We start from the raw sequence: 25,371 nt of genomic DNA, 5'->3' as shown, positions 1-25,371 counted from the left end.
TCCGAAAGTCAGAGTCCGAGGCCGCGCTTACGGCCGAAGCTCCAGTCGATGCCGCCATCGTTGCGCGCGACGCCAGAGACATGTTTGCCGAGCTGTTTTTCGAGGGATGGGGTCCAGGGCACGAGCTGGAAGCCGAGGCCGTCATCAAGCATGGCGAAACGGCCGGAGGCGAGCGTGATACGCCGCTGATAGGTGCCCGCAACATATTCGCCGGTCCCGGAGCGATTGAAGGATTGGCCGGTTTCGGCCGCCAGTTTCTTCCCCTCGGCTTCGAGCTCGCGGCGGCGCAGGGTGTGGATCAGGCCGCGGTTGAAGACGATGTGCTGGCCCTGCCGCTCGGCGAGGCCTTGTTCGACCAGATGCTCGGCCCGCCTGTCGAGCGCCTGGCGCACCTCGGCGCCGAAACCGCCGTCGGAGAGCGCGGCAGGCTCTCGCGCAATGTTCTGACGGTCGAGCCAAGTGGCACCGGTTGCGGAGATCTGGCGATCGATGTCGAGGTCGGACCGGACAGCGATGGCGACCCGCCGTTCTCCCTTCGCATCATCGAACCGGCGCAGTTCGACGATCGATCCGGGCACACTGTCCCCAGCCGCATGGAGGTCGGGTAGCTTGATATGATGGGTGCGGCCATCGATGCCGTCGACCACGACATAGGCCGTGCCCTTCAGCTCGTCATCGAGACCGCGATCGACCAGGCGGCCAATGATCGGCGTGTCGAGGCTTTCGGCGGCGAGCACATAGCTTGCCGCGCCGCGTTCGATGCCGCGCTCCGTCAGCGCACGGTGCATCCGCTTGATGATGTCGCCCCGCTCGCCGAGCTCGCGCAGGGTCGCTTCGGCTTTCTCCTCGATCCTCCACTGCCCAGGTCCGACCTCAACGGCGAGGCCGAGGGTCTCGAGCTTGCGAAGCCGCCCAACCTTTTGGGGATGATACTCATCGGGCTTGCCTTGCCGGTCGGGCGCAGTGTCGATGACGCCGCTGCCGCGGCCATCGCGAACGAGCTGTCGGTCGAGCTGAGTCCAGTGTTCGGCCTCGATCTGCCGGTCCAGGTGGCGTCGGATGTCGAGGTCGGTCCGGGGCCCGAGTTCCTGCGTAACGAGATCGGCAGCGCGGGCGCGCATCCCGTCCTTGATGTAGTCGCGGGCGATGACGAGGTCCTGGCCATGATCGGTGCGGCCACGCAGAATGATGTGGACATGGGGATTGTCGGTGTTCCAGTGATCGACGCCGGCCCAGTCGAGCTTTGTGTCGAGATCCTTTTCCATCTGCCCCATGAGGTCACGGGCGAAGGATCGAAGGTCCGCCATATCGACGGCATCTTCCGGCGAGACGATGAATCGGAAGTGATGCCGGTCGTCCTCGCAGCGCGCGGCAAAGCCGCGCCCGTCCACTTGATCGCTCGCCGGCCCGAACAGCCGAGCCCTCTCCCCGTTGCGGGTCACGCCCTCGCGGCGCAGATAGTCGAGATGGGCGGTGAGTGGCGCCGTCCGCCCTTGATGTCGCACAACCCGCGTCTTGACGACGGTGATCCGCGAGCGGCCGGTCAGGAGAATATTGGCGCGCACGCTCGCCGTCCTTCCGCGTCCGAAGGTCGAACGGCTGCGGGAACTGATCCGGCCCGAGCGCGAGACGCCGGCGCCCGCCCGCTGCGCGGCGGCGAGCGCCTGCGCGATGAAGGGCCTGGTCCGCTGTGCGCGGGAGGAGCGGATGCGACCTGGCCGAATACGAAAATCATCCTCGGCGGTCATGACCGATGTCCTGCACATCGCGCCAAGCAGCGGAAATCCTTAGGAAAACGTATTTGGCACGGGGTGCGCAAAACGCTCGCACCTCGCAAAAACGAGCCATAACCCCTTGAAACAACACGACCGACCGACACCGCACCTCGCGGCCTTTTATCTCGCCATCCTCCGGTCGCCTCCCCTGGCTTCCCCTTGCGCTCCCTCCAGACCACGCCAGAGCCCGAGACAGCGCGAAGCAATACCAGCGCGCTCACGCCCCCCTCCTTCCACCAGCGTGGGCGGCGAACAGACCTTGCGAGCGCGGCATGATGGCCGTGATGCTGCGCGACGACGGTCCAAGAGCTTCGTCATTTGGCCGCCGATCGATGAGTGGACGCATGGCAACCGATTGGCCGTCGAACTGCGCGACGAAGAGCGGCGCGCCTTTCCAGGCCTTGGGATCGACCACCGCAAAAGCGAAAGGGCGCAAGCGCTTGTCGATCCCGATGATGGGTGCGAGCCTTGCCACATAGGCGCGGGTCTCGGCCGGCAAGGGACGCCCGGCGAGATAGGCCTCGTAACGTGACGGACCGGCATTGTAGGCCGCGAGGAAACCCGGCGAACCATAGCGGTCGTAGAGTTCGCGCAGATAGGCCGCTCCCGCCAGAATGTTGTCGCGCGGATCGAAGGGATCGCGGCCGAGCCCATGCCGCAGGCGCAGCTCGGCCCAGGTGGCCGGCATGATCTGCATCAGGCCGATGGCGCCCTTGCGCGAGATGGCGGAAATGTCGCTGTCGCTTTCGGCGCGCATGACGGCTCGAATCCAGGCCGGTGGCACGCCGAAGCGCAGCGCCGCCTCGCTGACGTATTTCGCATAGAGATCGCCGGGCGACGGCCGTTCGACTGCGGCGGGTTGCGCATTTGCGGCGCGCGGTATCGCAGTCGTGACAGTCAGGCCGGTAAGGAGAACAAGGACCTGACGCCGCGCAACATGGCGCAGCCCAGCGGCGGCCGATTGGTTGGTCGAAAGGCGGCGAGACGGCATCGATCAGTCCCTCTCGACGCGGTCGCGCTGACGATTCCAGTGCAGGGACCAGGACGTTTTGTCGTTGCCGTTCTGGAACAGGTTGGCGCGGATTGGCTGCGGCAAAGCCGGATCGTCGATGGACACGGCAATGTAGGCACCTGCCTTGTCACTGGAGCGCTTCCAGCCAGCCCCCACCTCAGGGCCTTCCTCACCGCCGACATGCAGCCGGTAGTCTGGCGCGTTTTCAGCATCGCTCAGTTCGGTGGGAAGGATGGCCAACGCGGTGTCGACCAAGAGTGTGTGAATGCGTCCGAAGAATCCCTTTTTCTCGCGCGTAAACTGTCCGATCTGCGTCATGTCGGGCTCCTGGGTGTCGGTGGTGATGGAAGAGGGTGACGGCGGCCGCGCCGCCGGCGAGCGCTCAGTGCATCGTTGGTCGCCAGATGAAGTGGCCGTCGCCGCGCTCGTCGATGAACAGCGGGATAGCGCGGCCGATGACGGTACTCGCCGGCATTGGGCCAAAGTAACGCCCGTCGAAGCTGTCTCGAACGTTCCGGTTCAGGACGAACACCTCGCCATCGGAGAGCCGGCGGCAACCCTGCCAGTCCGGCAGGGCGCGGTCATGCCGATCGCGATAGAGCGCCTCGCCGATCTGCACCCCATCGACCTTGATGCTGCGCCCGCATCGGCACACCACCTGCCCCGGCCGGGCTGCGATATGTTTGAGGAGCGGCACGCCTTCGCCGACATAGCCGCGCTGGACCATGAAGCGGGTGACCGGCTCGGGTGGCAGCAGAGCAGCCAGATCACCGCCAACGAGCGGGCCCGCCGATGCAATCAAATACAGACCTATCGGCGTGCTGGCCGAGGCATTCCAGACGAGCCTCGGGGACATCGATACAACAGAGGTGATGACGACGCCGAACGCAGCGAGCGTTGTCACAATGACATAGCCTCGGCGGGTCATCGTTCGATCTCCCGTCGCTTGAGCCAGGCTTGATGACGGCCAATCGTGTAGGGGCGCGGCGACAGCCCGGCATTCATGCGGTTGTGAACATGCCGCCAATGATCGGGGGCGACCTCGCTCGGATCGATGCCGAGCCGTTCAATCGCATCGATATGCAGGAGCACCCGCTCGACCTTGGGCCAGCTTTCGACCGTGAGGAGAATGTCGCCACCGGGCCGCACGAAGGGAGGCGTCTGGTAGGCTTGCCCTGGCTCGATTGCGCGCACGATGTCGATGCGCGAAAGGATCGTGCCATAGTCGTTGGCGGCCCAACGCAGGAAGGCGAAGATGCTGCCGGGACGGAAGGAAAGAACGCGCCGCTGCTGATCGATAAGTTGCTCCTGGGCTGGTTTGCCGAAACGGATCCAGTTCTCCATGCGCTTTTCGATCCATGTCAGTTCCACATGCGTGAGAACGTCCGGCACCGACGCCGACGGCATGGGGCCGCGATCGGGGTGAGAAGGTGCTGAGCCGGTCATGACCGAGCCCTCTGCAGGAGGACAGAGGCGCTACGACGCGAGGCCGTGCATGCGCCTGGCCTGCGGACGGCCGAACCGGTGCAGCCCGGGGACGAAAGATTGGCGGCCTCCGGCACGCCAGCCTCGGGGTTTTCCCCCTCGCGCGCGCACTCAAGGAAGTTAGATTCTTTGTTAGAGTCTAAGTTAAGAGCGCGATTTTCGAAAATCTTACAATGGGTTAGATCCTGTTTGGGTTCCTGATGGCACGAATGTCGGGTTCTTGATGGCACGTCACTGCCGGTTCCCGAAAGCACGAGGCCGTCCACAGCCTGTCCACAGGGCGAGATCGTCTCGAAGGACAAGAGCGAGTGTCCGCGCCGATCGACCTCGATGGACAGATCATAACCCGGCAATGGTTGGCGACGGATGATGTCGCGCAGTTCGAAGGCAAAGCGTTTGTAGGGCGAGAGGCTGCCGGACTTGAGATGCAAATGGCGAAACTCGAAGCTCCAGCCACGCCGTTGCCGCCCGCCATGTTTGCGAACGATGCGATAGAGCCAGCGCTCGAGGCCACCAGTGAGCGCGAAATAAGCGCGATCGATGGTCAGGACGAGCGCGTCATCGAGCACCGCTTGATAGAACCAATCGGGCAGCACCAACTCGATGCCATCGGCCTTGCCATGGCCGTTCAGGCGTTCCTGCCATTCATTGACCCAGGAAAAACGATGGCGCCGCTCTGCCATGGACTGGCGGATCGAGGTGCAGACGGTGGTCGACTGCAGCCGATCGAGCGCGGCTTTCAGGCGCAGATAATCACGCAGCGAGGTACCCCGCCCTGTAAATTTGAGGATCTCGTAGGGCGTCGCGGCCATGCACCTCGAGGTGCGAAGCCCGCCGTCGCGAGCCTCGACGATCTGGCTCCCGGCCCAGATCAGAATGTCGGCATCCCAGATCGTCGCCATGCCGTGCTCGGGCACGGCTTCGACCCGGATCGAGACATTGCCCGCCTGATAATCGATCGGCGCGCCTCGATGCGTCTTGGACAGCGAAAAGAAGGGATAGGCCATGAGATCCTGCGCATCTCTTGGCGCAAACTTGCCGGGGAGCGTGCGGAAGAGGTCGAGTTGCGCGCGCTCCGATGGGGTATGACATCGCGTCATCTTGGTCGCTCCTGCTGCAGTCAGCGCGCAAAGCGGCCGGCGTGGAGCGGCGGCACTGTGACGTGTCGTTTGGCCGGCAGGACCGATCCGCGCGGGTCGGAGGTCGAGGTGACGGCCCCACGATCGGTCCAAGCCAGAAGCTCATCGACGGCATAAACGACGCGTCCGCCGAGTTTTCGGTAGATCGGGCCGGTGCCATAGGTTCGGTGTTTTTCGAGGGTGCGGGCGGACAGGCTGAGGAAATGAGCAGCTTCCTTGGTGCGCAGGAAGTGCGGCGGCAGATCGCTGATCTCAGGTCGCATGAAACAAGTCTTTCGTGATGCTCGTGGATGCCGCCGATGACCGGCGGCGGACGAAGATCACGATGGCGAAGCAGCACCGGCGAGTTGCAGTGCGATCTTGGGGGTTCTCGAATTCGCACACCGCTTCAGCGGCCGGGGCCGTTAGGATCGGCGACGATGACGAAGCAGTTTTCGATAGCCACCGGCGACCATCGCCCGCGCATCACGCAGCAAGGCCATCACGGCATAGCGGCTGGAGGAGACCTGCCATTCATCGCGGCTGACACGGGCGCGGCTGAGGACGACCTCGGCGATGTGTTGTTGAGTGGCGCCGTCACGTGCCCCGTCCCAGGCCTGCAGCATCCGGCGTGCGCGCGCCCTCTGTTGCGGCGTCAGACGTTTGTCCTGGGGAACTGAGCGCCGATGAAGCGCCGCCAGAAAGCGATAAAGAGCCTCGAGGCGGTCGAACCCTTCGAGGCCAAGCGGGATGACGGCAGCCAGGCGCCCTTGCCTCTCGAACCCGTCGAGGCACAAGAGCTGGACACGCTGCATACCGCCAAGATCATAGAGGCTATGGCGCCCCATTTCGTCGACATGGGAGCCGGGCAGACAAATGTCGGCCGTCTGGCTGGCAGATTGCGTCAGCACAGCGGGTGCCGACGTCAGCACAACGCTGCTTGCATCCTCCTGAGGCAACCACAAGAGGTCAGGTGCAGGCCCGTCGAGCGAAGGATCGACCGGGAAATTGCAGCCCCCATTGTTGGCGGATCCGCATTGCCTGCGCATCATGGTTGGCATCAGGCCCGATGGATGCAGCATAGTCGCGGCCATAGGCCTCGTTGCGGCGTAGCCATTCCCAGGCCAGATCCGACGCGCTGAGATTGTCGACATGTCGGTAAGGTGCCGAGGAACGCCATTGGGATGCATCAGCCATCAACACGCCCTTCCTTTTTGCTGATTTCGTTGAGGAGGGAGGAGGATTCCCTGACAATTCCAACGGGAGAAGTCTCAGACTGGGCAACAGGTGTTGCTTCTTCGGCATCACTTCCTGTCAGGAGCGCCGGCTTTCGCGGGCCAGTTCGCGATAACCCTGCTCGGTCATCCAGTGAGCTCTGGCCAGATGGCTGTCGTGAATGCGGCGGCAACGGCCGGGATCTTCGTCGGGGTCCAGTCCGAACAAAACGCGCACCGCTTCGCGCCAGTCCGCACCATCTTTGGCGGCATCGAGCAGGCGCAGATAAAGGGACATATGGGAGCGATCATAGGCGGTCAGTCGAGGGCCGGTTGGCGGTTCGTCCTGAAAACGGGGAATGGCTCGTTCCTTGTCGGGCACCTGTGGTTTTCCTTTCTCGGAACCGACCTTCTTAGTCGCCCTGGACGCACTCTTTAACCTTCGTCGACCGTCGCAGATGCCCTCGTCAGACGAGCGCCTAAGACTTGCCACGCTGATTGCCCTGATGGAGCCGCAGAACGCCTTCTCCCTTGTCGGTCGAGAGGAGGACGATCCCCACTGCTTCAAAGGCCCGGCGTACTTGGTCGCGCGTTGATTCATATACCGTCAGATCATTCTCGGATTCGAGGCGTTTGAGCGCGGTCAAGGATATGCGAGCCCTGTCGGCGAGCGTTTCTTGCGTCCAGCCAAGCAACGCGCGCGCAGCTCGTGATTGTCGAGCGGTGATCATGCAAGACCACCTCCCACTCCTGCGAGCGCGCATGCCAGCATTACGACTATTTTAGTCGCTCTTGGTCCGTATGCTACCCAAAACATGGTGGGACGATCCAATTCGAGAGCGCCGTTTGCGGCGACAGTCGGCCAAATCGATTCGATCTCAAGAAATGTCCGCGTAAGGGAGAGGGATGTTCAAAGGGAGAGGCACAAGCCTGTCCCTTCGAGGGGACGCGAAGGCGCTCGATGTGCCTGAGCGGCCCAAATGGCGCAATATCAGGAGACAGGCGCCTGCGCGCCTGCCTCCTGAAGTCTTAGAATGGGAGGCTTACAGCCGGGACCGGCTCGGCTGGGGCGAGGAAGTCAGCCCAGAAGCTTTCAGCCTCCTCGGCGGCGAGAGCCTCGTGAGCCTCCTTGATGGCGTTCCAGATTGCCTCGCACTCAATAGGGTCGAGGCAGGCCTTGGCTTCGGCGTGCAGTTCTTCGATGTGGCGCTCGAGGCTGATTTCATAGGTCATGGCGTTCTCCTTGGTCTCGATGACGGGAGGCGGGCACGGACGCAGCGAAGACAGGATCAAGGATCGCGCAGCGACCGGCAGAGCCGGCGGGCGGGGGAGCCGAAATTCGCCAGAATTTTGGGGGGACCGCTCGTCCTTGAGGCTGACGGAGTGAGCCGTAGACTGGGACGTCAGAGAGAGAAAGAGAGTGCGGCCCCCGACAGCGCCGGCAGGTGCGGGGGCCGCTCCGTTCCGGCTGGCAAGCCGGAGTGAGAACGGTGGGGAGTGCGGCTGGAAACCGAACGGACTTAGGGGATCCGTCAGTCGGAGGGATTGTGCTTTCGCGAGCGCAGACCGGGAGATACACAGCAAGAGCTCCGTCCTTGCCGGTCACTTGCCACGGCCCCTTTGGACACACTCTTCGCGGAGGGACCAACCGCTACGTCTTCCCCCATAAAGTACCGACGCTTCGAAAAGGCAGCCCGTGACACCCGCAGCGGCCACACTCACGGGCAAGGGCGATGATAATCGTCTCTTTTCTGAATCGAGGACTGTGGTCTATGTTATTTCCATGAAGACACGTGGCAGAAAAAGTGAGATATCTCCTGATCTTACGCTGGATGGCGTCGGAGCACCGCACCAGCAGATCGAGCGTGCGATCCGCGGCAAAATCCAGACCGGCGCCTGGCCGCCGGGGTATCGAATTCCGCCGGAGGAAGACCTGGCGTTCACACTTGGTGTCTCTAGAGCGCCGCTGAACAAAGTGCTGAACAATCTGGCGAACGCCAAGATCATTGTCCGGCGACGGCGTCTGGGGACTTTCGTCAGTGAACGCACGGACAATCACGCAGTCATCGGCGTCATCGATATTCGCGACAAGATCGAGAGCGCAAACAAGACCTACAGCTTCGAACTGCTCGAACGCGAGGTCGTTGACGCCGCACAGGCCTATGGATGGCAAGAGGCGGTCGAGAACGAACGTCTGCTAAGGCTTGAACTCGTCCATCAGGCCAACGGCACGAACGAGGTGTTCGAGCAACGATTTATCCGCATCTCGGTTATTCCTGAAGTCGAATTCGAAACGTTTGATAAAGTGCTGCCGAACGAATGGCTGTTGGCGCGGCTACCGTGCACGCGGCTGATCAACACGATCCGGGCAACGAATGCAGACCGCCGAATTGCCAAGGTGCTGGGCCTCGCGCCCAACGAACCGCTGCTGGTGTCGGAGCGGCGGACATGGGCGCACACCGATGCATTGACCTGGGTGAAGTTGTCTTTTCCCGGCTATCGCAACGAGTTCATCGGAGAGTTCAGCCCGCTCCAACCTCTGGCAAGTCTGGGCTGACCGGGTCGCCGGCTTCGGGGATTACCACAGTGAATGACGCAGACAGCAGCATGGACATGACGGTTCTGGCGGCAGAACTGAGAACCAAGGTCTTCGCGGAAGTGCCGCACGAGGTTGCATTGATCGTGTCCTCCGACACGATCAACAAAAGTTATCTGTCCGGTTATGTGAGCATGGCGCACGATCTGGCGCCAACTTATCGATCCGCAGTGCTTGCCTCTCGCGACGAGGCATCGCTGGTCGCAAGCGCTGCCGATGCAGGCCCCGCGCTCGACGTGCTGGGCGATGCCGGCCTGCTATATCGGTACGGTGTTTTCCATTTCGTATCGGCAGCCCTCGGACCGGCGGACTTTGGCCGACCGGCAAGCGTGGGTTTTGAGGAAGCCCTTGCCGAAGCCTTGAGAGCATTAAGGCCAGCGAGCGGCCTCATCGGCGTGGACCGCACGAATGACGATCTGGTCTGGACCATGTGCCGCGAGATATTCGGTGAACGGTCCGTTATCGACGTCACGCTGGACATTGCACGGGCACGCGCCACGAAAACGGCCGGCGAATTGGTGCGCCTGCGAAAGGCCGTGCGACTGATCGAGAATGGCTTTCGATGGGTGATCGAGAACGCTCGCGCCGGCATGACCGAATTCGACATTGCAGCGGGGCTCACCGGTAATATCGTCACCGGCGGAGGAATTCCGCGCTTTGTTTCCGTGACATCAGGGCCAAGGTCGGCACTGGCGGATGCCTATCCCACCTGGAGGGTGATCGCCAAAGGCGAGATGATCCGTATCGATGCCGGATGCACCGTCGACGGCTATTGGTCCGATATAGCCAGGACTTTCGTTTTCGGCGAACCCGATGCCCGGCAGCGCAGGATTTACCAGGCGCTGCGTGTGGGACTGGACGAAGAGCTTGCGGCGGTGCGTGCGGGGATCGCAGCCAATGAGCTGTTCGGGGTGGCGGTAAAGGCCGTGCGTACCAACGGCTTGCCCGAGTACAGGCGGCAGCATTGCGGCCATGGCATCGGGCTGCGCTCGTATGACTCGCCGCTGATCAACCCTTCCGACACCACCCCGCTCGTCGAAGGGATGTGCCTCTGCCTGGAAACACCCTATTACGAACTCGGCGTGGACGGCATGATGGTCGAGGACACCGTCCGCGTTACGGCGACGGGACATGAGTCGCTGACCACGATGCCTCGCGAGCTTTTCGTCCTGCCATGAATGACGCTCAACCGCCGATCTCGGCACACAGGCCATAGAGCGCATCGCCGGTTGCGGTGAGGGTGGGAAATCTCCGGAAGATCACGATGCCGTCGGCACTGAAGCGGAGTTCGAGCGGTTTGGCCAGCGGCAGACCAAGCGGATGCAGATATCCTGCCGGTTCCCCGCTTTTGACCGGGTCGCCGATCTTCGCGATCGGTTCGAAAAGACCGTCTGAGGGCGCGTAGATCGAGGAGGCGGGCGGCAGCATTTTCAGCCGGCGGGCAGGTTGGGCTTCCGGTGCCGAAATCTCCGGCGCGATCCCCATTTGGCGCAGAACGCGGCGGATGCCGGCCTCCGCCAGGTCGGCGCCGGCCGGCGACAGTCCCGGTCCACCGCCGAGCTCCGTTGTCAGCGCCGCCAGTCCGTGTGCGACCGCCGAAGCGTAGAGCGTCGCGGCTCCGCCCCCACCCTTGCCATCGGTGAGAATGCTGTTTGGAGCACGGAAGGCATCGAGCAGTTCCTCGATCCGCCGCGCCTGTTGCGGCGTGCGGCCGCGATGTGCGAAGGCCACGGGCATGTAGTCCAGCGAGCTTCCGCCCGAATGAAGGTCGAGCACGTAATCGGTCAGCGGAAAGAGGACCTCGGTCACGTAATGCGCGATCATGGCGGTCGGGCCGCCCGCGGCGTCGCCGGGGAACAGCCGGTTGAGGTTTCCTCCATCCAGCGGCGAGTTTCTGCGCCCCGCGATGACCGCCGGACGGTTCAATTCCGGCAGGATGATGACCCGGCCTTTGACTTTCGTCTGCGTAAGGGCGTGGGCGATCCTGCGCAAGGCGATCTGCCCTTCATACTCGTCGCCATGGGTCCCGGCCGTCAAAAGAACGGTCGGGCCCTCCCCCTCGTTCACGCAGATCATCGGAACCGGGAGCCAGCCATAGGCTGATGTGTCGGATGAGTAGGGAACCCGGGCATAGTCGGACTGGACGCCATGCCTTTCAAAATCGATGGTGGACCAGACCTGACTAGCCATAAAACCTCTCCATTGTCTGTCGGGCGAAGCCGCCATAACCCCTTGTCCTGTTCCGTTCACGTCCGTTTCAGACGAAACTCCGCCGCCGTGGGAGTCATGCCGGCAAGGATCGCGGCCAGCATGCAGATGACCGCAGTCGCGATGAGAATCGGCGTGATGCCGATGATTGCCGACAAGGGCGCAATCGCCGACAGGCCCAGCGGCGCCAGGCCATAGGATACGATGAAATCCAGCGAGGAGACGCGCGCGAGCTTTTCGCGGGCAATCCCGTCCTGGATGGCGGTGAACCAGATGACGTTGAACAATTCCATGCCAAAGCCGGCAAGAGCATAGGCGGCCATCGGAAGCCAGAACGTCTCGGCCGCCAGGAGGCTGAGCGGCACCAGCGCGTAGCTGCCCAAGCCGGCGAGCGCCCACCACCCCCTCTTGGCCGGCTTCCAGCACGAAACCACAACGGCGCCGACCAGCGCACCCGACATGTATGCCGTGACGCTGCACACCAGCAGCGTCACGTCGCCGAACACCTCGGCGCTGATGACGGGCACAAGTACATTGGTGACGGAATAGCCTGTCGCCACGACGGCGCAGAGGGCCGCGAGCGCGGCGAAAAACCAGGGATGGCGCCGCGCTTCGCGATAGCCCTCGGCAAAGTCAGCCGCGAAGCGCTTCAAAAAGGCCGACTGCGATGTTGACCTGTCAGCCTGCTTGCGAGGCTCCGTCGGCCAGGGCGGTAGTAGGGCGCTGACGGTCCAGAGTATCCCGATCGCGAGGAATGCAGCCGCAACACCAAACAGGGTGGCGATCAGCGTGGCGGTGGCAGGCCCGACCAGGATCGTTCCCCGCACCGAGAGGCTGAGCGCCGCGTTGGCGGTTTGGAGGTCCGCTTCAGGCACGACGCATGGCACGATCGACTGATAGACAGGCCTGGAAGCGCCCTGCCCGATACCCGATAGGAGCACGCCCGCTCCGGTCAGCAACGACGCTGCCTGCGCATCCCGGGCAAGCTCGATGCAGATGAGCAGGGTTCCGCCGGCGGCGATCAGGCTTGAGGCCAGTATGATCCTGCGGCTTCCGATCCGGTCGGCCATGACACCGCCGATCGGCACCGCGGCAAGAAAGCCGAGCGAGCGGAGCGCGAGGAAAAGGCCGAGATCAATCGCGGACAGAATGTTTTGCGACACAGCGAAGCCGAGCACGAAAGGCAGCGCCCAGGTGGCAATGCTGCAAGCGGTATTGCCGGACCAGAGCCGGAGGAAGGGTAGTGAGCGGACGCTGGACACCGGCTTGCACAGGCCTTTCAGCAAGAGTCGAAGGTGCTTTTGAAAAGCGCGGCCTGGCTCTAGGCTCTCTGGATTTCGTCCAGGATGCGGAGCCAACTGCGTACGCCTTTGTGAAACCGCTCGATGTCATAGCGCTCGTCAGGCGCGTGTATCGCGTCATCGGGCAGGATGAAGCCGATCACGATGCAATCGATGCCGAGCATGTCCTTGAATTGCTGCGCGAGCGGGATCGATCCGCCGGAGCCCTTCAAGACAGTCGAGCTTTCCCATTCCCTTGCCAATCCGCGGGCCGTTGCTTTCACGAATGGATTGTCCTCGGGCAAGGTAACCGCGCTACTGCCCGGAAACCCTTCGAACTCCACCGTGCATCCCTCCGGCAAGCGCGACCGGACATGGCGCTGGAAGGTCTGGCGGACATGCGCCGGATCCTGTCCCTCCACCAGGCGGAAAGACAGCCGCGCGGTGGCGGAACCGGGGATGACGGAGCGCTCCCCGGGTCCCTGGTTTCCGCCGGTCACGCCATTGAAATCGATCGTGGGCCGGCCCCAGATGGCCTCAAGCGGCGAATAGCCTTGCTCGACGGTGCCGCCCGTCAGATCGACCTTGTCGAAAAGATCGGTTTCACCCGAAAGAGCGCGCCATTGGGCGCGAAGCGTTGGCGCAATCTCCTTCACGCCATCGTAGAAGCCCTCGATGGTCACGCGCCCGGCCTTGTCGTGGATGCCTGCAAGGATCGAACCGAGGATGCGGATCGGATTTGCCGCGACCGCTCCGAAATAGCCTGAATGCAGGTCGCGGTTCGGCGCGAAGATCGTGACCTTTTCGTGCAGCAGGCCTTTCAGGCGCAGGCTCAGTGCCGGCTGCGTCGGGGACCACATGTCGCTATCGCAGATGAAAGCTATGTCGCACGCCAGTTCATCCCGATGCGCTTCCAGGAAGGCCGGCAGGCTGTGGGAGCCGGACTCCTCCTCCCCTTCCAGCAGAATGGTCACCTTGCCCGCGAAGCCGCCATGGACGGACTTCCATGCGCGGAGCCCCTCGATGAATGTCCATAGCTGGCTCTTGCTGTCCGAGGCGCCCCGTCCGTAGAAGCGGCGAACCCCGTCTTCCTCGATGATCTTCGGCTCGAATGGCCTATGCCGCCAATCCTCCAATGTGCCAACCGGCTGCACATCATAGTGACCGTAGAAGAGCAATTTCGGCCGGCCAGCCCGGGGGTCGTCCGTCGAGTGGGCCAGCACGAGCGGGTGCCCCTCGGTCTCCACCACGCGTGCGTCGAAGCCCAAGCCGGAAAGCTCGTCGCACAACCAGCGCGCCGCCTGTTCGATGCCGGGCTTTCCTTCCGGATCGCTGGAAACGGAAGGGATCGATATCAGATCAAAGAGCTTGGCGGTCGCGGCCTGCAGATTGCGGTCCGCTTCCAGAAGGGCATTCTCGAGGTTGGACATGGTCTCGCCTGTCTGTTGATTCCGGCTGCCGGTGATGGTCGCCAGGTCGGCTGCGCGGTCCTGCGGGTCAGAGCTCGAAGCCGTATTCGCGTTTCAGGTAGGCGCGCAGCGACGCCAGATCCGCTTTCGCCATAGACACCTGCATGGATGCCGTGGGTTCCTTCAGGCCGGTCGAGCAGCCCATCACGACCACCGGCCCATCGCTATCGAGATCAGGAATATCCTCGAGAGCGGCAAAGGCGGCGCTCGAAGAGACTTCCTGCCACAGTCCCTGGCGGGCCATGACCGCGTGCGCGGCAAGTGCCGCATCGTCGTCGACCAGCAGCGGGATGCCCTTGCTTTCGCGCATTGCGACGACGGATCTGTAGCCATTCACCGTGGTGGCGGTCCCAGATTGTATCGTCGGATTTGCAGCGACCGTCGTGGCCGGCTGGCCAGCCTTGATGGCGTGGTAGAGGGGGCCGCGCGCCGCCGGCTCGACCGATACGAGCTGTGGTATTCGATCAATATGTCCCAGCAGCCGGGCCTCGTTGAAGCCTTTGTAGATGCCGTACAGCATCTCGCCGTAGCCCGTAGGCACCACCACGGCCGCTGGAACCAGCCCATCCAGATCGGCGAGAATTTCATAGGCGATGGTCTTGTAGCCTTCCGGCCCCCAAGGGTGCCCGGTGTGCACCGTCGTGAGATTGCTGACGGGGTAAGTTCCGGAAACCTGCTGAAGCAGCCGCATTGCCGGCCAACGGTCTTCCGCCGGCAGGAATATGGGAAATGCGCCATAGCCGAGAATCATGTCCCGAAATGCCGGGCTGACTTCAGGCATGGTGAGGACGACGCAATTCAGTCCCGCACGTCTGGCCATCGCCGCCGCCGATACGCCGTGATTTCCCGACGAGGCCACGATGATGGTCGATGCTCCTTCATAGAGGGCAGCCGAAACCGTGAAGCGGTTCAGCCGGTCCTTGTGGCTCCAGGTCGGGTTCCGGCTTTCGTCCTTCACAAACACGCCGCGCGCGCGGAAGCGTTGGGGCGCGACGCCTGACACGTCCACCAGCGGCGTGCCGCCGACCGGCATGGTCATTTTCGGGTGCAGCGGCGGCAGGAGTTCCTGCCAGTCGTTCCAGCCAGAGCCCTTCTTGAAGGAGACGCGGCTCACCGATGCGTAATCATAGGCCACCTCGAGCGGATATTGCATGTCCTCCTCCGAGGAGACGGGGCATCCTGAAAGCAGCGCCGGCAGCAGGGGGAATACGGGGTTCGTCGGGCCGAGCGAACGTTGCTCCGTCGCCAGCGACAGTGTGTCAGCCACTAGATTCATTTCTTATTGCCTACGAAATTGCTTGGATTCTTGGTCGATCGTCGTGCCAGGCCGAGACTCAGTGGAGAATCTGCTCCAAAAATTGCCTGGTGCGCGCTTCGCGCGGATTGCCGAAAAACACGGAGGGTGCCGCCTCTTCGACAATCTTCCCCTGATCCATGAAGATGATGCGGTCCGCGATCCTGCGGGCGAACCCCATCTCATGCGTGACGCAGATGATGGTGATCCCGTCATCTGCGAGATCGGCGAGCGTTTCCAGCACCTCCTTCACCATCTCGGGATCGAGGGAGGATGTCGGCTCGTCGCAGAGCAGGATTTTCGGCCTGGCGCACAGCGATCGCGCGATCGCCACGCGTTGTTGCTGGCCTCCCGACAATTGGCGCGGGTACTTGCCCGCCTGTTCAGGAATTCTGACCCATGCCAGATAGTGCTTCGCAAGGTCTTCGGCTTCCTTGCGCGGCATTTTGTGGACCCACCTCAACGCCAGGGTGCAGTTTTCGAGGACCGTGAGATGGGGAAACAGGTTGAACTGCTGGAAGACCATGCCGACATTCCTGCGGACGGCATCGAGCACCCTCGACTTTTGCGACAAGGCGATGCCGTTTACCCTGACGGCACCGTCCTGGAATGGCTCCAGACCGTTGATGCAGCGGATCATCGTCGATTTCCCTGATCCGGAAGGCCCGCAGACCACGATCTTCTCGCCCTCCTTCACGGTCAGATTGATGTCGGTCAGGACCTGGAAATCGCCGAACCACTTGCTCATGCCTTCGATTTCGACAGATCTCACAAAATCACTCTCGGCCATTGCCGGATTCCTCTCCAATGGAGCATCGTTCGATCGCGCCATCACAGCGCCCTGATCCGATCGCGGCCGGAAACGGCGACCAGCGAAAAGACCGTCGAAAGAGCGACGCGGCTCATGATGGTGATGCAGATGTAGATTGCGCCCGCGCTGAGCAGCGGTTCGTAGACGTCGAGCGTGCGCGAGCGGATCTCGTTGGCGAACCCCATGACGTCCATCACTGTAACGGTGAAGGCGAGCGCGGTGGATTTGCAAAGCATGATGACTTCGGTGGTGTAGGCGGCAAAACCGTTGCGCAGCATGGCTGGAAGTATCGCCACGCGGAATGTCTGGAAGCCGCTCAGGCCAAGCGATTTGGCAGCTTCGATCTGTTCCTTCGGGGTTTGAAAATAAGACCCCCGCATGATCTCGGACGTGTAGGCCATCTCGACGATGGACAGGCACAAGACAGCGCACCAGAACGGACTTGAGAACACGTCCCAAAGAATTGTGTCTCTGATGATCGGGAGCACTGGGAAACCGTAATAGATAACGTAGAGAACGAGCAGCATGGGCACGCCGCGAATGCAGAACATGAGGTTCCACACGCCCCTCGACAGCAGCCCGCCGAAGTAGATCTGGATGAAGGCGCAGGTGGCTGCGAGCACGAAGCCGATGACGAGCGAGATGATGAACAGCGCAAGGGTGGTCGATAGTCCGCCCAGGATTTCCTTGCCGTAGGTGATGATGAGGTCCATCAGATTTCTCCCATGGACCGGCGCGAGCGCTTTTCCAGCCTGTGGAACAGCTTGGCTGAGGCGAAGGCGAAGACGATGAAGATGGCGATCGCGATACCGTAGAAGGTGAACGGCGCCCCAGTTGAGCGGGCCCCGATGGAGGCGGTGCGAACGATGTCTGAAATGCCGATGATGCTCAGAAGAGCGGTTTCCTTCATGCTGATCAGCCAAAGCGAACTCAGATACGGAATCATCTTCCGATAAACCTGAGGGAGAATGATCAGGGCGAGAGACTGGAAAGCCGAGAAGCCCAGCGCGCGTCCCGCTTCATTTTGCCCGGGGGGAATGTCTGCCCAACTGGCCTTGAAGAGTTCGGTCGAATAGGCGCCGAGAACAATGGAGGTCGACATGATGCCGGGGACCAGTGGGTTCACGGTGAGGTGAGACATGCCCGGGATGGTTGCCAATGCACCGTTGATGATCCCATCAGCTGTGTAAAAGATCAGGAGCAGGAGGAGGATGTCGGGCAGGCTTCTGAAAATGTAGGTGTAGAGCTTAATGATCGCAGCCGCGCCCCAAAGCCTGGATCTCGCGATGATCGTAAGTGCGATCCCGATGAGGATGCAGAATGCGAAGCTGAGAACCGCGACTGTCAGGCTGACGCCAAAGGCTCTTGCGAATTGCCAGCCCCAACCCGCTTCCAAATACTCAAGCATCCAGCACTACCTTAAGGAATTGATCCGACGACCGCGGCTCCGCCAGCGGAACGTGCGGTTTGAGCGCCACTGTTCCGGATATGGGCCAGCAACGGATTGATACTTGCGAGAACAGATTGACGGCCGCCTGCCCCTGCTTCGAGCAGTGGATGGCCGTCTTGAAGCCTGACGCCATTGTGGCGATGTTTGGCGACGCCTACTTGATCGGCGGGCCCCACTTCTTGGCAAGCTCGGCCCACTTGCCGTTATCGCGTAGCGTCTGCAGTGCCAGGTTGAATTCATCGCGCAACCCGGTGTCCTCAGGACGGAAGGCCATGCCGATGCCTTCGGAGACCTCTACCGGGTCGCCGATATTGACCATCTTCGGCGTTTCGCCGCCCTTTGCGAGGAATGGCTCGATATCGCCCAATACGACGTCGACGCGCCCTGCCTTCAGGTCGGACACCAGTGCATCCATTGACGGATAGCGCCGAATTTCCGTGCCGGGATATGTTCTTTCGACATAGGCGGCATTGGTCGTCCCTTGCTGGACGCCGATCACCTTACCTTTCATGGTTTCGGGCGTGATGGTGAATTCCTTACCTTCCACCACCCCGAAATATGAATAGGTGCGAGCATAGGGTGCGCTGAAGATGACGCGCTTTTTGCGCTCTTCGGTGATGCCCATGCCGCCTATTATGACATCGAATTTCTTGGCCAGCAGAGCGGGAATGATACCGCTCCATTCGTTCGTTACGAAGCTGCACTTCGCCTTCATGATCTCGCACATGGCATTGCCAAGGTCGATGTCGAAACCCTGCAACGTTCCATCTGCAGCCGTCATGTTGAACGGAGGGAATCCACCCTCGTTTGCGATTGTGATCTCCCGTTGTGATTGGGCTTGCGCACCGGTGATCGATGCAATCAGAAGCGCCGTCGCGAGAACGCGGGATGGAAGCGATCTCATTGATTCCCCTCATTTTCATTTGTAATTACAAATAAACAGTACTTGAGGGATCGACGGATTGTCAACTGGCAAAACCCAGTAGCCTGGACTATCGATCAGCGCCGAGCTTCGACGCCGCATTGGCATCGCAAGTTGTGCCTTTGAAGCGCTTGACGGTGAGCGCCCTAGTCGGAGCCGCCCGACCTTGCGGCTGGCTGAACGAGCCGTAGACTCGGGCGCCATAGAGAAAGAGAAGCGCGGCCTCCGACAGCGCCGGCAGGCGCGAGGCCGCTCCGTTCCGGCTGGCAAGCCGGAGTGTGGAACCCTGGGAACACAGAGGAACCCGGCGGCTTGCGCCGCCGGGCTCGTGATATCTGGCTCAGAACGGGATCTCCGCGTCATCGTCCTGCTGGTCGTTGCCGTTGTCGGCCGCTTTGGCCCGGCTCAGAAAGTCGACGGTTTCGGCGATGATCTCGCATCCGTAGCGATCGTTGCCGTCCTGGTCGGTCCACTTGGTGTAGTGGATGCGGCCGCGAACCAGGACCTTCATGCCCTTTGCGCAATGGTCCTGGACCGTCTTGCCGAGGCCGTTGAAGGCGGTGATGCGGTGCCATTCGGTGTCCTGGACCCGGTAGCCGTCCTTGTCGCGGACGATCTTGCCTTCGGAGTAGCGCGGACGCGAGGTGGCCAGGGTGAAGTGGGTGATGTTGGTGCCGCCCTGGGTGGTGCGGGTTTCGGGAGCCTGGCCGATGTTGCCGGCGAGAATGACGATGTTCTGCATGGTAGGTCTCCGTTGCTGCTCGAAAGGACCATTCCCTCCGACGAGACCCGGACAAGGCCGACGGGAGACGCCTGCACTGCCGCCTTAAGCGGCAGCTCGACCCCCAAGGTCCGCAGTGGCGCGGGCAGCCGCGCTTGCGCGGCAACACGGTGCGGAACCGCGGGGGTTGCGGCCGGAAACCGAACGGACTTAGGGGATTAGTCAGTCGGAGGGATTGGTGCTTTCGAGAGCGCGAACAGGGAGACACGCAGCTGGTCTTTCATCCCCGCCGATCACTCGCTACGCCCCTTTGAACACGCTCTTCGCAAAGGGACGCCGATCATTGCGTCTACCAGACATACCGCGCCGGCATTTCGAAAAGGCATTCGGGACAGAGGCGCAGAGCCAGCGGGCCCAAGACACTGCGTGACCGCCCCCAACGCTACGGGCGGACGTTGGATCCACGCGCATTGCCGAAGCGACGATGAAGGTTTCTGCATCCGGAATTCTCAATGCAAAGTGGACCGACCAGCGGAGCATTGGCCTCAAATACTGGCAGGCCCCACACCAATGATGGACTTCCTAAGCCAGGCCAAGCACACCGAACCTGGGAACTGCATGAACTGCCGGACTTCTCTCTTGACTGAGAGGCTCAAGGCCTTACAGGGCAAACCGTCCTAGCTTTGCACCGAAGCAGCGGACCGCCGCCATCAGGCCGGCGTAGCGAAATCGCACGCTGAAGACGTTCAAATTCGTCATGACCAGGGCGAAGGTATGTAACCTGCAATATCGGCGACCATAACCATGCATGAAATTCCCACCGTTCAATTCAATGCACGTTTTCGCCACAACTCTTCTGATATGAAGCTTTGTCGGCGTGCCATTTCACCATCGGTCGCCGGCGTTGGCCCGGCCGAGAGCCATTCGTCCATCCTCGGCCGGGCTTCCCTCTACCTCGATCTTGCAGAAACCTCGGCAAGAGCGCGGTGACCACACTCAGATGGCCAATAGTTTAGAAAAGCCATAGTAGATATGCTGTAAGGCTGGCGCCGCGGATTGTGCGGCAGCGGAGGCCAATGAGGCGGCGTAGAAATAAGCCACGACCGAGGCGACAAAGGCCAGCAAGAGAGCGATCTCCGCCGGCCTGTGCCGGGCTGTCCGGATCAGGCCTTCGACGCGTTCACCGCGCAGATATCTTGCACGATTCCGATCGCACATCGGCTTGATCGCAAAGAGCGCACTCGCCAGGAATATCGCGGCAATTAGCTGATTTATCATCTGCGATATCTCCGTGAAACGAGCAGACATGCTCGTCTGCCGCAGAACTCCTGTCAAATGAACGCCTCGTAAGCTCGAGCTTTCACGCCTCATATTCCAATGGCGTTGGTGGAAAGACGACGCTCACGCGCCGCGTGCGAAACGATAGACCGGGATGCCGAGCTTGCGTGCCTTGTCGCCCAAATTCTCCTGGATCCCGGTGCCGGGGAAGATGAGGACTCCGATCGGTAGGACATCCAGCATGGCATCGTTGCGCTTGAACGGTGCGGATTTGCCATGTTTGGTCCAGTCCGGCTTGAAGGCGATTTGCGGTACTTTGCGATGATCGGCCCAGCGCGAAGCGATCAGTTCGGCACCCTTGGGCGAACCGCCATGCATCAGCACCATCTGCGGATACTTTGCACGAACCTGATCGAGCCGTGCCCAAATCAGATGATGATCGTTGAAGTCGGCACCGCCAGTCAGGGCAACCTTGGGACCGGCCGGCAGCATCACCTCGGTCTCGGCTCGACGCCTGGCGGCAACGAAATCGCGGCTATCGATCATGGCGGCGGTCAGGTTGCGATGGTTGACCTTCGAGCCGGTGCGCAGCCGCCAGGCGTTGCCGGTGTGGTGCTCAAAGGCTTCGGCGGCGAGATCGCGGAAGAGCTCCATGCCGTTGCGTCGCTCGATCAGTGTCTGCCCCTCCGCCGTACGGCGCTCGAGTTCGACGGATTTGACTTCGCTGCCGTCCTGTTCGCTTTGGAGCCGGCGCTGCGCCTGCTCATTATCGTCGAGCTCGCGCTCAACTCGGCTCGCGGCTCGATGGAAGAGGTTGGCGGTTCCCCAGAGCAGCTCATCGAGGTCGGGTTCAAGGCGAGTATCACTGAGCGTGGCTATGAGAGCGTCGACGATATCCGCGACCGCGGCGGCAACCTGATTGGCCTCGGGTAGCGGCCTCGCATCGGGTTCATCCTGATGGGGACGCCAACCATAGAGCTGGAGTTCGTCGAGGACCTGGTCGGTGGGAGACGAAGTGTGGATCGGCTCGAATTCAGCGGCATCGGCTTCGTTTGTCATCGGGAGCGCCCCTTGTCCGGAGACCGCGCCCATCGCGGCCTTCGCAGGCGTCGAAAGCCCTCAAGCGGGACGGACTGGCAGTCCTCGCGCTCGCGCGAGGGCCTTGATGGCCGCCCGCCTGCTATTTTGCTTCGCGATGCAAAGGCGGGGCTTGCCCCGCCGACGGAAAATAGCGGGCGCACCGTGCCATTGCCCGACCGGCCCGCTTGTGGGCCGATCGCCCTCTCAGAAGGCCATGGGCGCCGGACTCACTGACGACAAAGGTTGCTTCCGATGGTGATCGGAGACGGCAGGTTGAGATGACAGGACGTAGCACCTCGTCTCACCGCCGGCCTGTTCACTCCTGCATGAACCGACCGATGTCATCAGGGTGAATCTGCTGCTTCAAGACGTCCCGAAGAACGCCGATGCCGTGCCGGCGCAGATCCTCGTTGAAGTCTCCGCATATCGGCGACAGGGCAATCGCCTCGATCCCGACACCCCTTGCTCTGGCGACCAAACTGTCCTTGGCGCCCTCTCCGGCGGGATCGCGATCGCCAATTACATAGAGCCGGCGCAGGTTTGGAGGCCACAAGATTGCAGTAAGGTGTGTGGCTGAAAGCGCCGCCACCATAGGCATGTTGGGCAGGACCTGGCGAGGCGACAACACGGTCTCGATGCCCTCACCCGCCGCGAGCACGTCTTGGGCAATACCGAAGCGTACGCCATGCCCAAGGAGCTCGCCCATCGCCCGCCTCGGTGTCTCGACGGGGGCCTTGCCCGCACCGTCCAGGCTGAGCCAGGTGCGGTGCGCGCCGGTCTGCCGTCCGGCGAGGTCGGTGACAGAGGCGACCATCGCCGGCCAAACCTCTCTGGGCGAATACTCCTCAGGCCTATAGTAACAGCGCGGATGATAGCGAAGAGCGGTAGCACCAGCGAGCGCGGCGATCGCACGCCCGTGCAGGTAGACCTGGGCAAGCGTGCCGCCAATCGGCTGCGACATTGCAAAAAGGCGCCGCGCCGCTCTGGGCGACCCCGCCGCAGCATTCAACGCGCTACCGGCCGGCATCCTCGGCGCCTCCGGTTCGGAATGGGGCAGACTGAGGAAACGGCATGCTTCCTCGGCCACATCCTTGAAGTCGATTAAGCCGAGCGACAGTCGGATCACGTCAAGCAAGTCGCCATGCTCGCCCGTGGCGGCATCGGTCCATTTGCCGGCGGGCCCCTTGGACGAATTGTGCAGCCGGACGAACATCGAGCGACCAGGCGTATTGCTAATGTCGCCGACCTGCCAGTAGTGGCCCCGCCGGCGGCCCGCCGATAGATAATGGCGGCACACTGCCTCGGCGTGTTCGGCAAGATGACATGCCAGATCATGCGGTGTCCTCCTCATGGCAGCCTCCCCAAGAAAAAGGCCCACCGGCTGAACCGGCGGGCCAGTCGAGCCAAGTCGGGGTGGCGGATTATTCCGCCGCGAGCGTGTGGGAGGCTTCGATCGCCCGATCACTATCGCCGATGGTCTCCTCATCGGCCACGGCCGTTATGCCGTCCTTTGCCGCCGTTTCTTCGACGCTGGCTTCGGCAATCGGCAAGCGCAACGGCCCGGGGAGCCAGGCGGCGTCGGCGAGCAGGGTTTCGGCCTCGTTTGCCATCTCGCCCTTCTTGAGGTGCCGGATGCGATCGGCGGTATGTTGTCCCCTGCCCTCGACGACAGCCTCCAAGATGCGAGCCTTGGTTACCCGACCAAGATAATTGGCAACACTCGGGCGCCATCCGGCTTCGACCATGTCGAGACCTGTCGCTTGCGCCAGCCGATCAGCCTGGGCAAGCCGGGTCTTGAGGCCAAGCTCACTAACGCCATGGCCGCCATAGGGGTTCGGCTTCTCTTGGAGAGCGTTCACCCCATAACTGACACAGTGCGCGAGCAAGGCCATGCGACTGGCCTCATCGAGGCCGATGAGCCAGTCCCACAGGACATCATCGTTGGCCGGGATATCCTGCAGCCAAGCCTCATGACGCTCGGCGATGGCCTTGGCCGAAGGGCTGTCCTTGAGGTCATCGGCCTGTGCGGAGAAAAAGACATGGCGGACATGAGCCTCCAGGCACCCCGTCGTCGCCCGATGCTGGAAGGCGTCGGAGACGAGCCTATGGAGCAGCATCGTCATGGCAACCTCGGGATGCCGCGCCACGGCGTCGCGCAGGGCTAGCGTGCGGTGGGCCGTCAGCTCGACGAGAAGACGCTCGGGAAGCGGCTTGATGCCCTCGTCATCGTCTTCAGCCTCGATGGGCTGGGTGCGTTCTCCATCGATGGTGACGACCCCATCTCGGAACGCCACGTCGGCCTGTTCGCACTCCGTGCGCTCGGCATCCGCTTCGCTGCCTTCATCCGCACTCGACGCCTCGTCCTCCGGGCGGACATAGCCGCGATCGATTGAAAGAGATCCATCGGCAGCGACGCTGACAAAGGTGCCGGCGATGGCGATGTCGGCGGTGTCATAGCGGACAGGACGCGTATCGAGGGCCTCCATCGCCTCCTCCAGCTCGCCAAGACGTTGATCGACCTCCTCCGGCAGTTCCTCGATGCCCTCATATTGCTCGGACAGGGCGTTGTATTCCGCCTGCACAGCCTCACTTGCAACCCGTTCCTCCTGCGTCAGGCCGAGCACTGTGCCCAGCAGCGCACGCAGGCCAAGCGTGGCGCCATAGGGCAGGTTCACGGATACTTCGACCCATTTCCAGCCCTCGGCCGCAACCTCCTCAGCAACGGCTTTGAGCTTCTCGGCAACCAGACGATCGAGCAGGCCGGCGTCCTGGAGCCAACCGCCGGCGTCGTCCTCGAACAGATCGCGCAGAACAACACCGCCGGCGGCTTCATAGCAATCGATGCCGACAAACAGGACCCGCTTGTCGCACGCCCGCACCGTCGTCTCGGTCAGCAAGCGCCGGATCCGGTAGGGATCCTTCTGCCAGCTGTCGCGGATGGTCTCCCAGACCCGCTCTTGCCGGGCATGGTCTTGCGAAACCGAAAAGGCCATCAGCTGTTCCAGGGTCATGCCGTCCTCGGCATAAACCTCGAGCAGGATCGGCGAAACCGCGACAAGGCGCAGGCGCTGCCTGACCACCTGTACCGGCACGAAGAAGGCGGCGGCGATTGCCTCCTCGCTCATGCCCTTTTCACGCAAGGCAAGGAAGGCCCGGAACTGATCGAGAGGATGCAACGGAGCGCGCTCGATGTTCTCGGCAAGCGATATCTCGTCGACAAGGATCTCGCTGTCCGCTTCCGACACGACGCAAGGCACCGGTGCCGTCTTGTTGAGACGCTTGTACTTCACCAGCCACTCCAGCGCCTGGTAGCGGCGGCCGCCAGCCGGCACCTCGAATAGGTCGGTTTCCTGGCCGTCGGCATCGAGCACCGGCCGCACATGCAGGCTTTGGATCAGGCCGCGACGGGCGATCGACTCGGCCAGTTCCTCGATGGAGACGCCCGCCTTGATGCGCCGGACATTGGCTTGGCTCAGCACCAGCTTGTCGAAGGGGATGTCGCGCGCGGACGACAGGCTGATCTTCCGAGTGGCATTCGCCATGATGTTTGCTCCGCGACGGATGCCGAGAGCCTTTCTCTCGAATCCCAATCCGTCACGAAGCGAAGCGCCACCCTCTCACTCTAAGAGGGCAGCGCAATCACGACAGGCAGGCCGGT

27 protein-coding genes are annotated in these 25,371 nt (G+C 62.2%); 2 read left to right on the top strand and 25 right to left on the bottom strand.

Annotated features, from left to right (window positions below; translation table 11 throughout):
• Window positions 1-8: 8 nt before the first annotated feature.
• The 12 genes from BA190_RS08190 to BA190_RS08140 form a co-directional block, all read right to left on the bottom strand.
• A complete protein-coding gene (locus tag BA190_RS08190) occupies window positions 9-1,748 on the bottom strand; it encodes a VirD2 family relaxase/mobilization nuclease (protein ID WP_068285049.1) in 1,740 nt (579 codons plus the stop codon).
• A gap of 244 nt (window positions 1,749-1,992) precedes the next feature.
• Window positions 1,993-2,766 carry a lytic transglycosylase domain-containing protein gene (locus BA190_RS08185; protein WP_068285047.1) on the bottom strand — a complete coding sequence of 258 codons (774 nt, stop codon included), beginning with the start codon at window positions 2,764-2,766 and terminating at the stop codon, window positions 1,993-1,995.
• Between the two features lie 3 nt (window positions 2,767-2,769).
• Window positions 2,770-3,105 (bottom strand): DUF736 domain-containing protein, encoded by a 336-nt coding sequence (locus BA190_RS08180; protein ID WP_068285046.1) that lies wholly within the window; start codon window positions 3,103-3,105, stop codon window positions 2,770-2,772.
• Between the two features lie 64 nt (window positions 3,106-3,169).
• Entirely contained in the window at window positions 3,170-3,715 is a 546-nt protein-coding gene (locus BA190_RS08175) for a S26 family signal peptidase (protein ID WP_068285044.1), read from the bottom strand.
• The gene (locus BA190_RS08170) at window positions 3,712-4,233 is read right to left on the bottom strand and encodes a DUF2840 domain-containing protein (protein WP_068285042.1); all 522 of its coding nucleotides are present in this window, start codon (window positions 4,231-4,233) and stop codon (window positions 3,712-3,714) included. Before BA190_RS08170 ends, BA190_RS08175 begins: the two co-directional genes overlap by 4 nt.
• Entirely contained in the window at window positions 4,230-5,372 is a 1,143-nt protein-coding gene (locus BA190_RS08165) for a replication initiator protein A (protein ID WP_068285040.1), read from the bottom strand. The genes BA190_RS08170 and BA190_RS08165 overlap by 4 nt, the downstream gene beginning before the upstream one ends.
• A 20-nt stretch (window positions 5,373-5,392) precedes the next feature.
• Window positions 5,393-5,674, bottom strand: coding sequence for an AlpA family transcriptional regulator (locus BA190_RS08160; protein WP_068285038.1), 282 nt, complete (start codon window positions 5,672-5,674; stop codon window positions 5,393-5,395).
• Between the two features lie 141 nt (window positions 5,675-5,815).
• Window positions 5,816-6,301, bottom strand: coding sequence for a DUF2285 domain-containing protein (locus BA190_RS08155; protein ID WP_245314625.1), 486 nt, complete (start codon window positions 6,299-6,301; stop codon window positions 5,816-5,818).
• A gap of 58 nt (window positions 6,302-6,359) precedes the next feature.
• Window positions 6,360-6,587 carry a transcriptional regulator domain-containing protein gene (locus BA190_RS35160; protein WP_245314623.1) on the bottom strand — a complete coding sequence of 76 codons (228 nt, stop codon included), beginning with the start codon at window positions 6,585-6,587 and terminating at the stop codon, window positions 6,360-6,362.
• Between the two features lie 117 nt (window positions 6,588-6,704).
• Window positions 6,705-6,986: a DNA -binding domain-containing protein gene (locus BA190_RS36570; protein ID WP_202908448.1), complete on the bottom strand. Its 282-nt coding sequence runs from the start codon at window positions 6,984-6,986 to the stop codon at window positions 6,705-6,707.
• A gap of 97 nt (window positions 6,987-7,083) precedes the next feature.
• Window positions 7,084-7,335, bottom strand: coding sequence for a helix-turn-helix transcriptional regulator (locus BA190_RS08145; protein WP_068285036.1), 252 nt, complete (start codon window positions 7,333-7,335; stop codon window positions 7,084-7,086).
• A gap of 298 nt (window positions 7,336-7,633) precedes the next feature.
• A complete protein-coding gene (locus BA190_RS08140) occupies window positions 7,634-7,837 on the bottom strand; it encodes a hypothetical protein (RefSeq protein ID WP_068285034.1) in 204 nt (67 codons plus the stop codon).
• 463 nt (window positions 7,838-8,300) lie between these two features.
• Here BA190_RS08140 and BA190_RS08135 point away from each other — a divergent pair, with 463 nt between their 5' ends.
• Both BA190_RS08135 and BA190_RS08130 read left to right on the top strand, forming a co-directional pair.
• Window positions 8,301-9,161: a UTRA domain-containing protein gene (locus BA190_RS08135; protein ID WP_156771407.1), complete on the top strand. Its 861-nt coding sequence runs from the start codon at window positions 8,301-8,303 to the stop codon at window positions 9,159-9,161.
• 29 nt (window positions 9,162-9,190) lie between these two features.
• Window positions 9,191-10,378 (top strand): Xaa-Pro peptidase family protein, encoded by a 1,188-nt coding sequence (locus BA190_RS08130; RefSeq protein ID WP_162275067.1) that lies wholly within the window; start codon window positions 9,191-9,193, stop codon window positions 10,376-10,378.
• Between the two features lie 7 nt (window positions 10,379-10,385).
• On the opposite strand, the gene BA190_RS08125 is transcribed toward BA190_RS08130, so the two are convergent.
• The 13 genes from BA190_RS08125 to BA190_RS08065 form a co-directional block, all read right to left on the bottom strand.
• Window positions 10,386-11,426 (bottom strand): succinylglutamate desuccinylase/aspartoacylase family protein, encoded by a 1,041-nt coding sequence (locus tag BA190_RS08125; protein WP_245314622.1) that lies wholly within the window; start codon window positions 11,424-11,426, stop codon window positions 10,386-10,388.
• A gap of 20 nt (window positions 11,427-11,446) precedes the next feature.
• Window positions 11,447-12,766, bottom strand: coding sequence for an MFS transporter (locus BA190_RS08120; protein WP_202908441.1), 1,320 nt, complete (start codon window positions 12,764-12,766; stop codon window positions 11,447-11,449).
• The gene (locus BA190_RS08115) at window positions 12,730-14,118 is read right to left on the bottom strand and encodes a M20/M25/M40 family metallo-hydrolase (protein WP_068285028.1); all 1,389 of its coding nucleotides are present in this window, start codon (window positions 14,116-14,118) and stop codon (window positions 12,730-12,732) included. The genes BA190_RS08120 and BA190_RS08115 overlap by 37 nt, the downstream gene beginning before the upstream one ends.
• Before the next feature lie 67 nt (window positions 14,119-14,185).
• On the bottom strand, window positions 14,186-15,433 hold the full coding sequence (locus BA190_RS08110) for a pyridoxal-phosphate dependent enzyme (RefSeq protein WP_068285027.1): 1,248 nt from the start codon (window positions 15,431-15,433) through the stop codon (window positions 14,186-14,188).
• 58 nt (window positions 15,434-15,491) lie between these two features.
• Complete coding sequence (locus BA190_RS08105) at window positions 15,492-16,241, bottom strand: amino acid ABC transporter ATP-binding protein (RefSeq protein WP_068285026.1); 750 nt, start codon at window positions 16,239-16,241, stop codon at window positions 15,492-15,494.
• Between the two features lie 41 nt (window positions 16,242-16,282).
• Window positions 16,283-16,975 (bottom strand): ABC transporter permease subunit, encoded by a 693-nt coding sequence (locus BA190_RS08100; RefSeq protein WP_068285024.1) that lies wholly within the window; start codon window positions 16,973-16,975, stop codon window positions 16,283-16,285.
• On the bottom strand, window positions 16,975-17,670 hold the full coding sequence (locus BA190_RS08095) for an ABC transporter permease subunit (RefSeq protein ID WP_068285023.1): 696 nt from the start codon (window positions 17,668-17,670) through the stop codon (window positions 16,975-16,977). Before BA190_RS08095 ends, BA190_RS08100 begins: the two co-directional genes overlap by 1 nt.
• Before the next feature lie 196 nt (window positions 17,671-17,866).
• Window positions 17,867-18,616, bottom strand: coding sequence for a transporter substrate-binding domain-containing protein (locus tag BA190_RS08090; RefSeq protein WP_068285022.1), 750 nt, complete (start codon window positions 18,614-18,616; stop codon window positions 17,867-17,869).
• A 358-nt stretch (window positions 18,617-18,974) separates the two neighbouring features.
• On the bottom strand, window positions 18,975-19,376 hold the full coding sequence (locus BA190_RS08085; RefSeq protein ID WP_068285021.1) for a single-stranded DNA-binding protein: 402 nt from the start codon (window positions 19,374-19,376) through the stop codon (window positions 18,975-18,977).
• A 975-nt stretch (window positions 19,377-20,351) separates the two neighbouring features.
• Complete coding sequence (locus BA190_RS08080) at window positions 20,352-20,663, bottom strand: hypothetical protein (RefSeq protein WP_068285020.1); 312 nt, start codon at window positions 20,661-20,663, stop codon at window positions 20,352-20,354.
• A gap of 93 nt (window positions 20,664-20,756) precedes the next feature.
• Window positions 20,757-21,692: a DUF2493 domain-containing protein gene (locus BA190_RS08075; protein ID WP_068285302.1), complete on the bottom strand. Its 936-nt coding sequence runs from the start codon at window positions 21,690-21,692 to the stop codon at window positions 20,757-20,759.
• Between the two features lie 337 nt (window positions 21,693-22,029).
• Window positions 22,030-23,064, bottom strand: coding sequence for a toprim domain-containing protein (locus tag BA190_RS08070; protein ID WP_068285019.1), 1,035 nt, complete (start codon window positions 23,062-23,064; stop codon window positions 22,030-22,032).
• Between the two features lie 70 nt (window positions 23,065-23,134).
• Window positions 23,135-25,255 carry a ParB/RepB/Spo0J family partition protein gene (locus tag BA190_RS08065; protein WP_068285018.1) on the bottom strand — a complete coding sequence of 707 codons (2,121 nt, stop codon included), beginning with the start codon at window positions 25,253-25,255 and terminating at the stop codon, window positions 23,135-23,137.
• Between the last annotated feature and the right edge of the window lie 116 nt (window positions 25,256-25,371).

It is taken from the genome of Labrys sp. WJW (assembly GCF_001676615.1).
Taxonomy (GTDB): Bacteria; Pseudomonadota; Alphaproteobacteria; order Rhizobiales; family Labraceae; genus Labrys; species Labrys sedimenti.
The sequence above is the reverse complement of the archived record's forward strand: the minus strand, read 5'-3'. Positions and strand labels throughout refer to the sequence as shown.

Coding starts and splice junctions, on each gene's coding strand:
- BA190_RS08110 (WP_068285027.1), bottom strand. CDS start 15,433: ATGAATCTAGTGGCTGACACACTGTCGCTGGCGACGGAGCAACGTTCG.
- BA190_RS08165 (WP_068285040.1), bottom strand. CDS start 5,372: ATGACGCGATGTCATACCCCATCGGAGCGCGCGCAACTCGACCTCTTC.
- BA190_RS08075 (WP_068285302.1), bottom strand. CDS start 21,692: ATGACAAACGAAGCCGATGCCGCTGAATTCGAGCCGATCCACACTTCG.
- BA190_RS08095 (WP_068285023.1), bottom strand. CDS start 17,670: ATGCTTGAGTATTTGGAAGCGGGTTGGGGCTGGCAATTCGCAAGAGCC.
- BA190_RS08090 (WP_068285022.1), bottom strand. CDS start 18,616: ATGAGATCGCTTCCATCCCGCGTTCTCGCGACGGCGCTTCTGATTGCA.
- BA190_RS08185 (WP_068285047.1), bottom strand. CDS start 2,766: ATGCCGTCTCGCCGCCTTTCGACCAACCAATCGGCCGCCGCTGGGCTG.
- BA190_RS08175 (WP_068285044.1), bottom strand. CDS start 3,715: ATGACCCGCCGAGGCTATGTCATTGTGACAACGCTCGCTGCGTTCGGC.
- BA190_RS35160 (WP_245314623.1), bottom strand. CDS start 6,587: ATGGCTGATGCATCCCAATGGCGTTCCTCGGCACCTTACCGACATGTC.
- BA190_RS08115 (WP_068285028.1), bottom strand. CDS start 14,118: ATGTCCAACCTCGAGAATGCCCTTCTGGAAGCGGACCGCAATCTGCAG.
- BA190_RS08170 (WP_068285042.1), bottom strand. CDS start 4,233: ATGACCGGCTCAGCACCTTCTCACCCCGATCGCGGCCCCATGCCGTCG.
- BA190_RS08180 (WP_068285046.1), bottom strand. CDS start 3,105: ATGACGCAGATCGGACAGTTTACGCGCGAGAAAAAGGGATTCTTCGGA.
- BA190_RS08080 (WP_068285020.1), bottom strand. CDS start 20,663: ATGTCTGCTCGTTTCACGGAGATATCGCAGATGATAAATCAGCTAATT.
- BA190_RS08105 (WP_068285026.1), bottom strand. CDS start 16,241: ATGGCCGAGAGTGATTTTGTGAGATCTGTCGAAATCGAAGGCATGAGC.
- BA190_RS08070 (WP_068285019.1), bottom strand. CDS start 23,064: ATGAGGAGGACACCGCATGATCTGGCATGTCATCTTGCCGAACACGCC.
- BA190_RS08085 (WP_068285021.1), bottom strand. CDS start 19,376: ATGCAGAACATCGTCATTCTCGCCGGCAACATCGGCCAGGCTCCCGAA.
- BA190_RS08065 (WP_068285018.1), bottom strand. CDS start 25,255: ATGGCGAATGCCACTCGGAAGATCAGCCTGTCGTCCGCGCGCGACATC.
- BA190_RS08140 (WP_068285034.1), bottom strand. CDS start 7,837: ATGACCTATGAAATCAGCCTCGAGCGCCACATCGAAGAACTGCACGCC.
- BA190_RS08100 (WP_068285024.1), bottom strand. CDS start 16,975: ATGGACCTCATCATCACCTACGGCAAGGAAATCCTGGGCGGACTATCG.
- BA190_RS08190 (WP_068285049.1), bottom strand. CDS start 1,748: ATGACCGCCGAGGATGATTTTCGTATTCGGCCAGGTCGCATCCGCTCC.
- BA190_RS08160 (WP_068285038.1), bottom strand. CDS start 5,674: ATGCGACCTGAGATCAGCGATCTGCCGCCGCACTTCCTGCGCACCAAG.
- BA190_RS08145 (WP_068285036.1), bottom strand. CDS start 7,335: ATGATCACCGCTCGACAATCACGAGCTGCGCGCGCGTTGCTTGGCTGG.
- BA190_RS08125 (WP_245314622.1), bottom strand. CDS start 11,426: ATGGCGGCTTCGCCCGACAGACAATGGAGAGGTTTTATGGCTAGTCAG.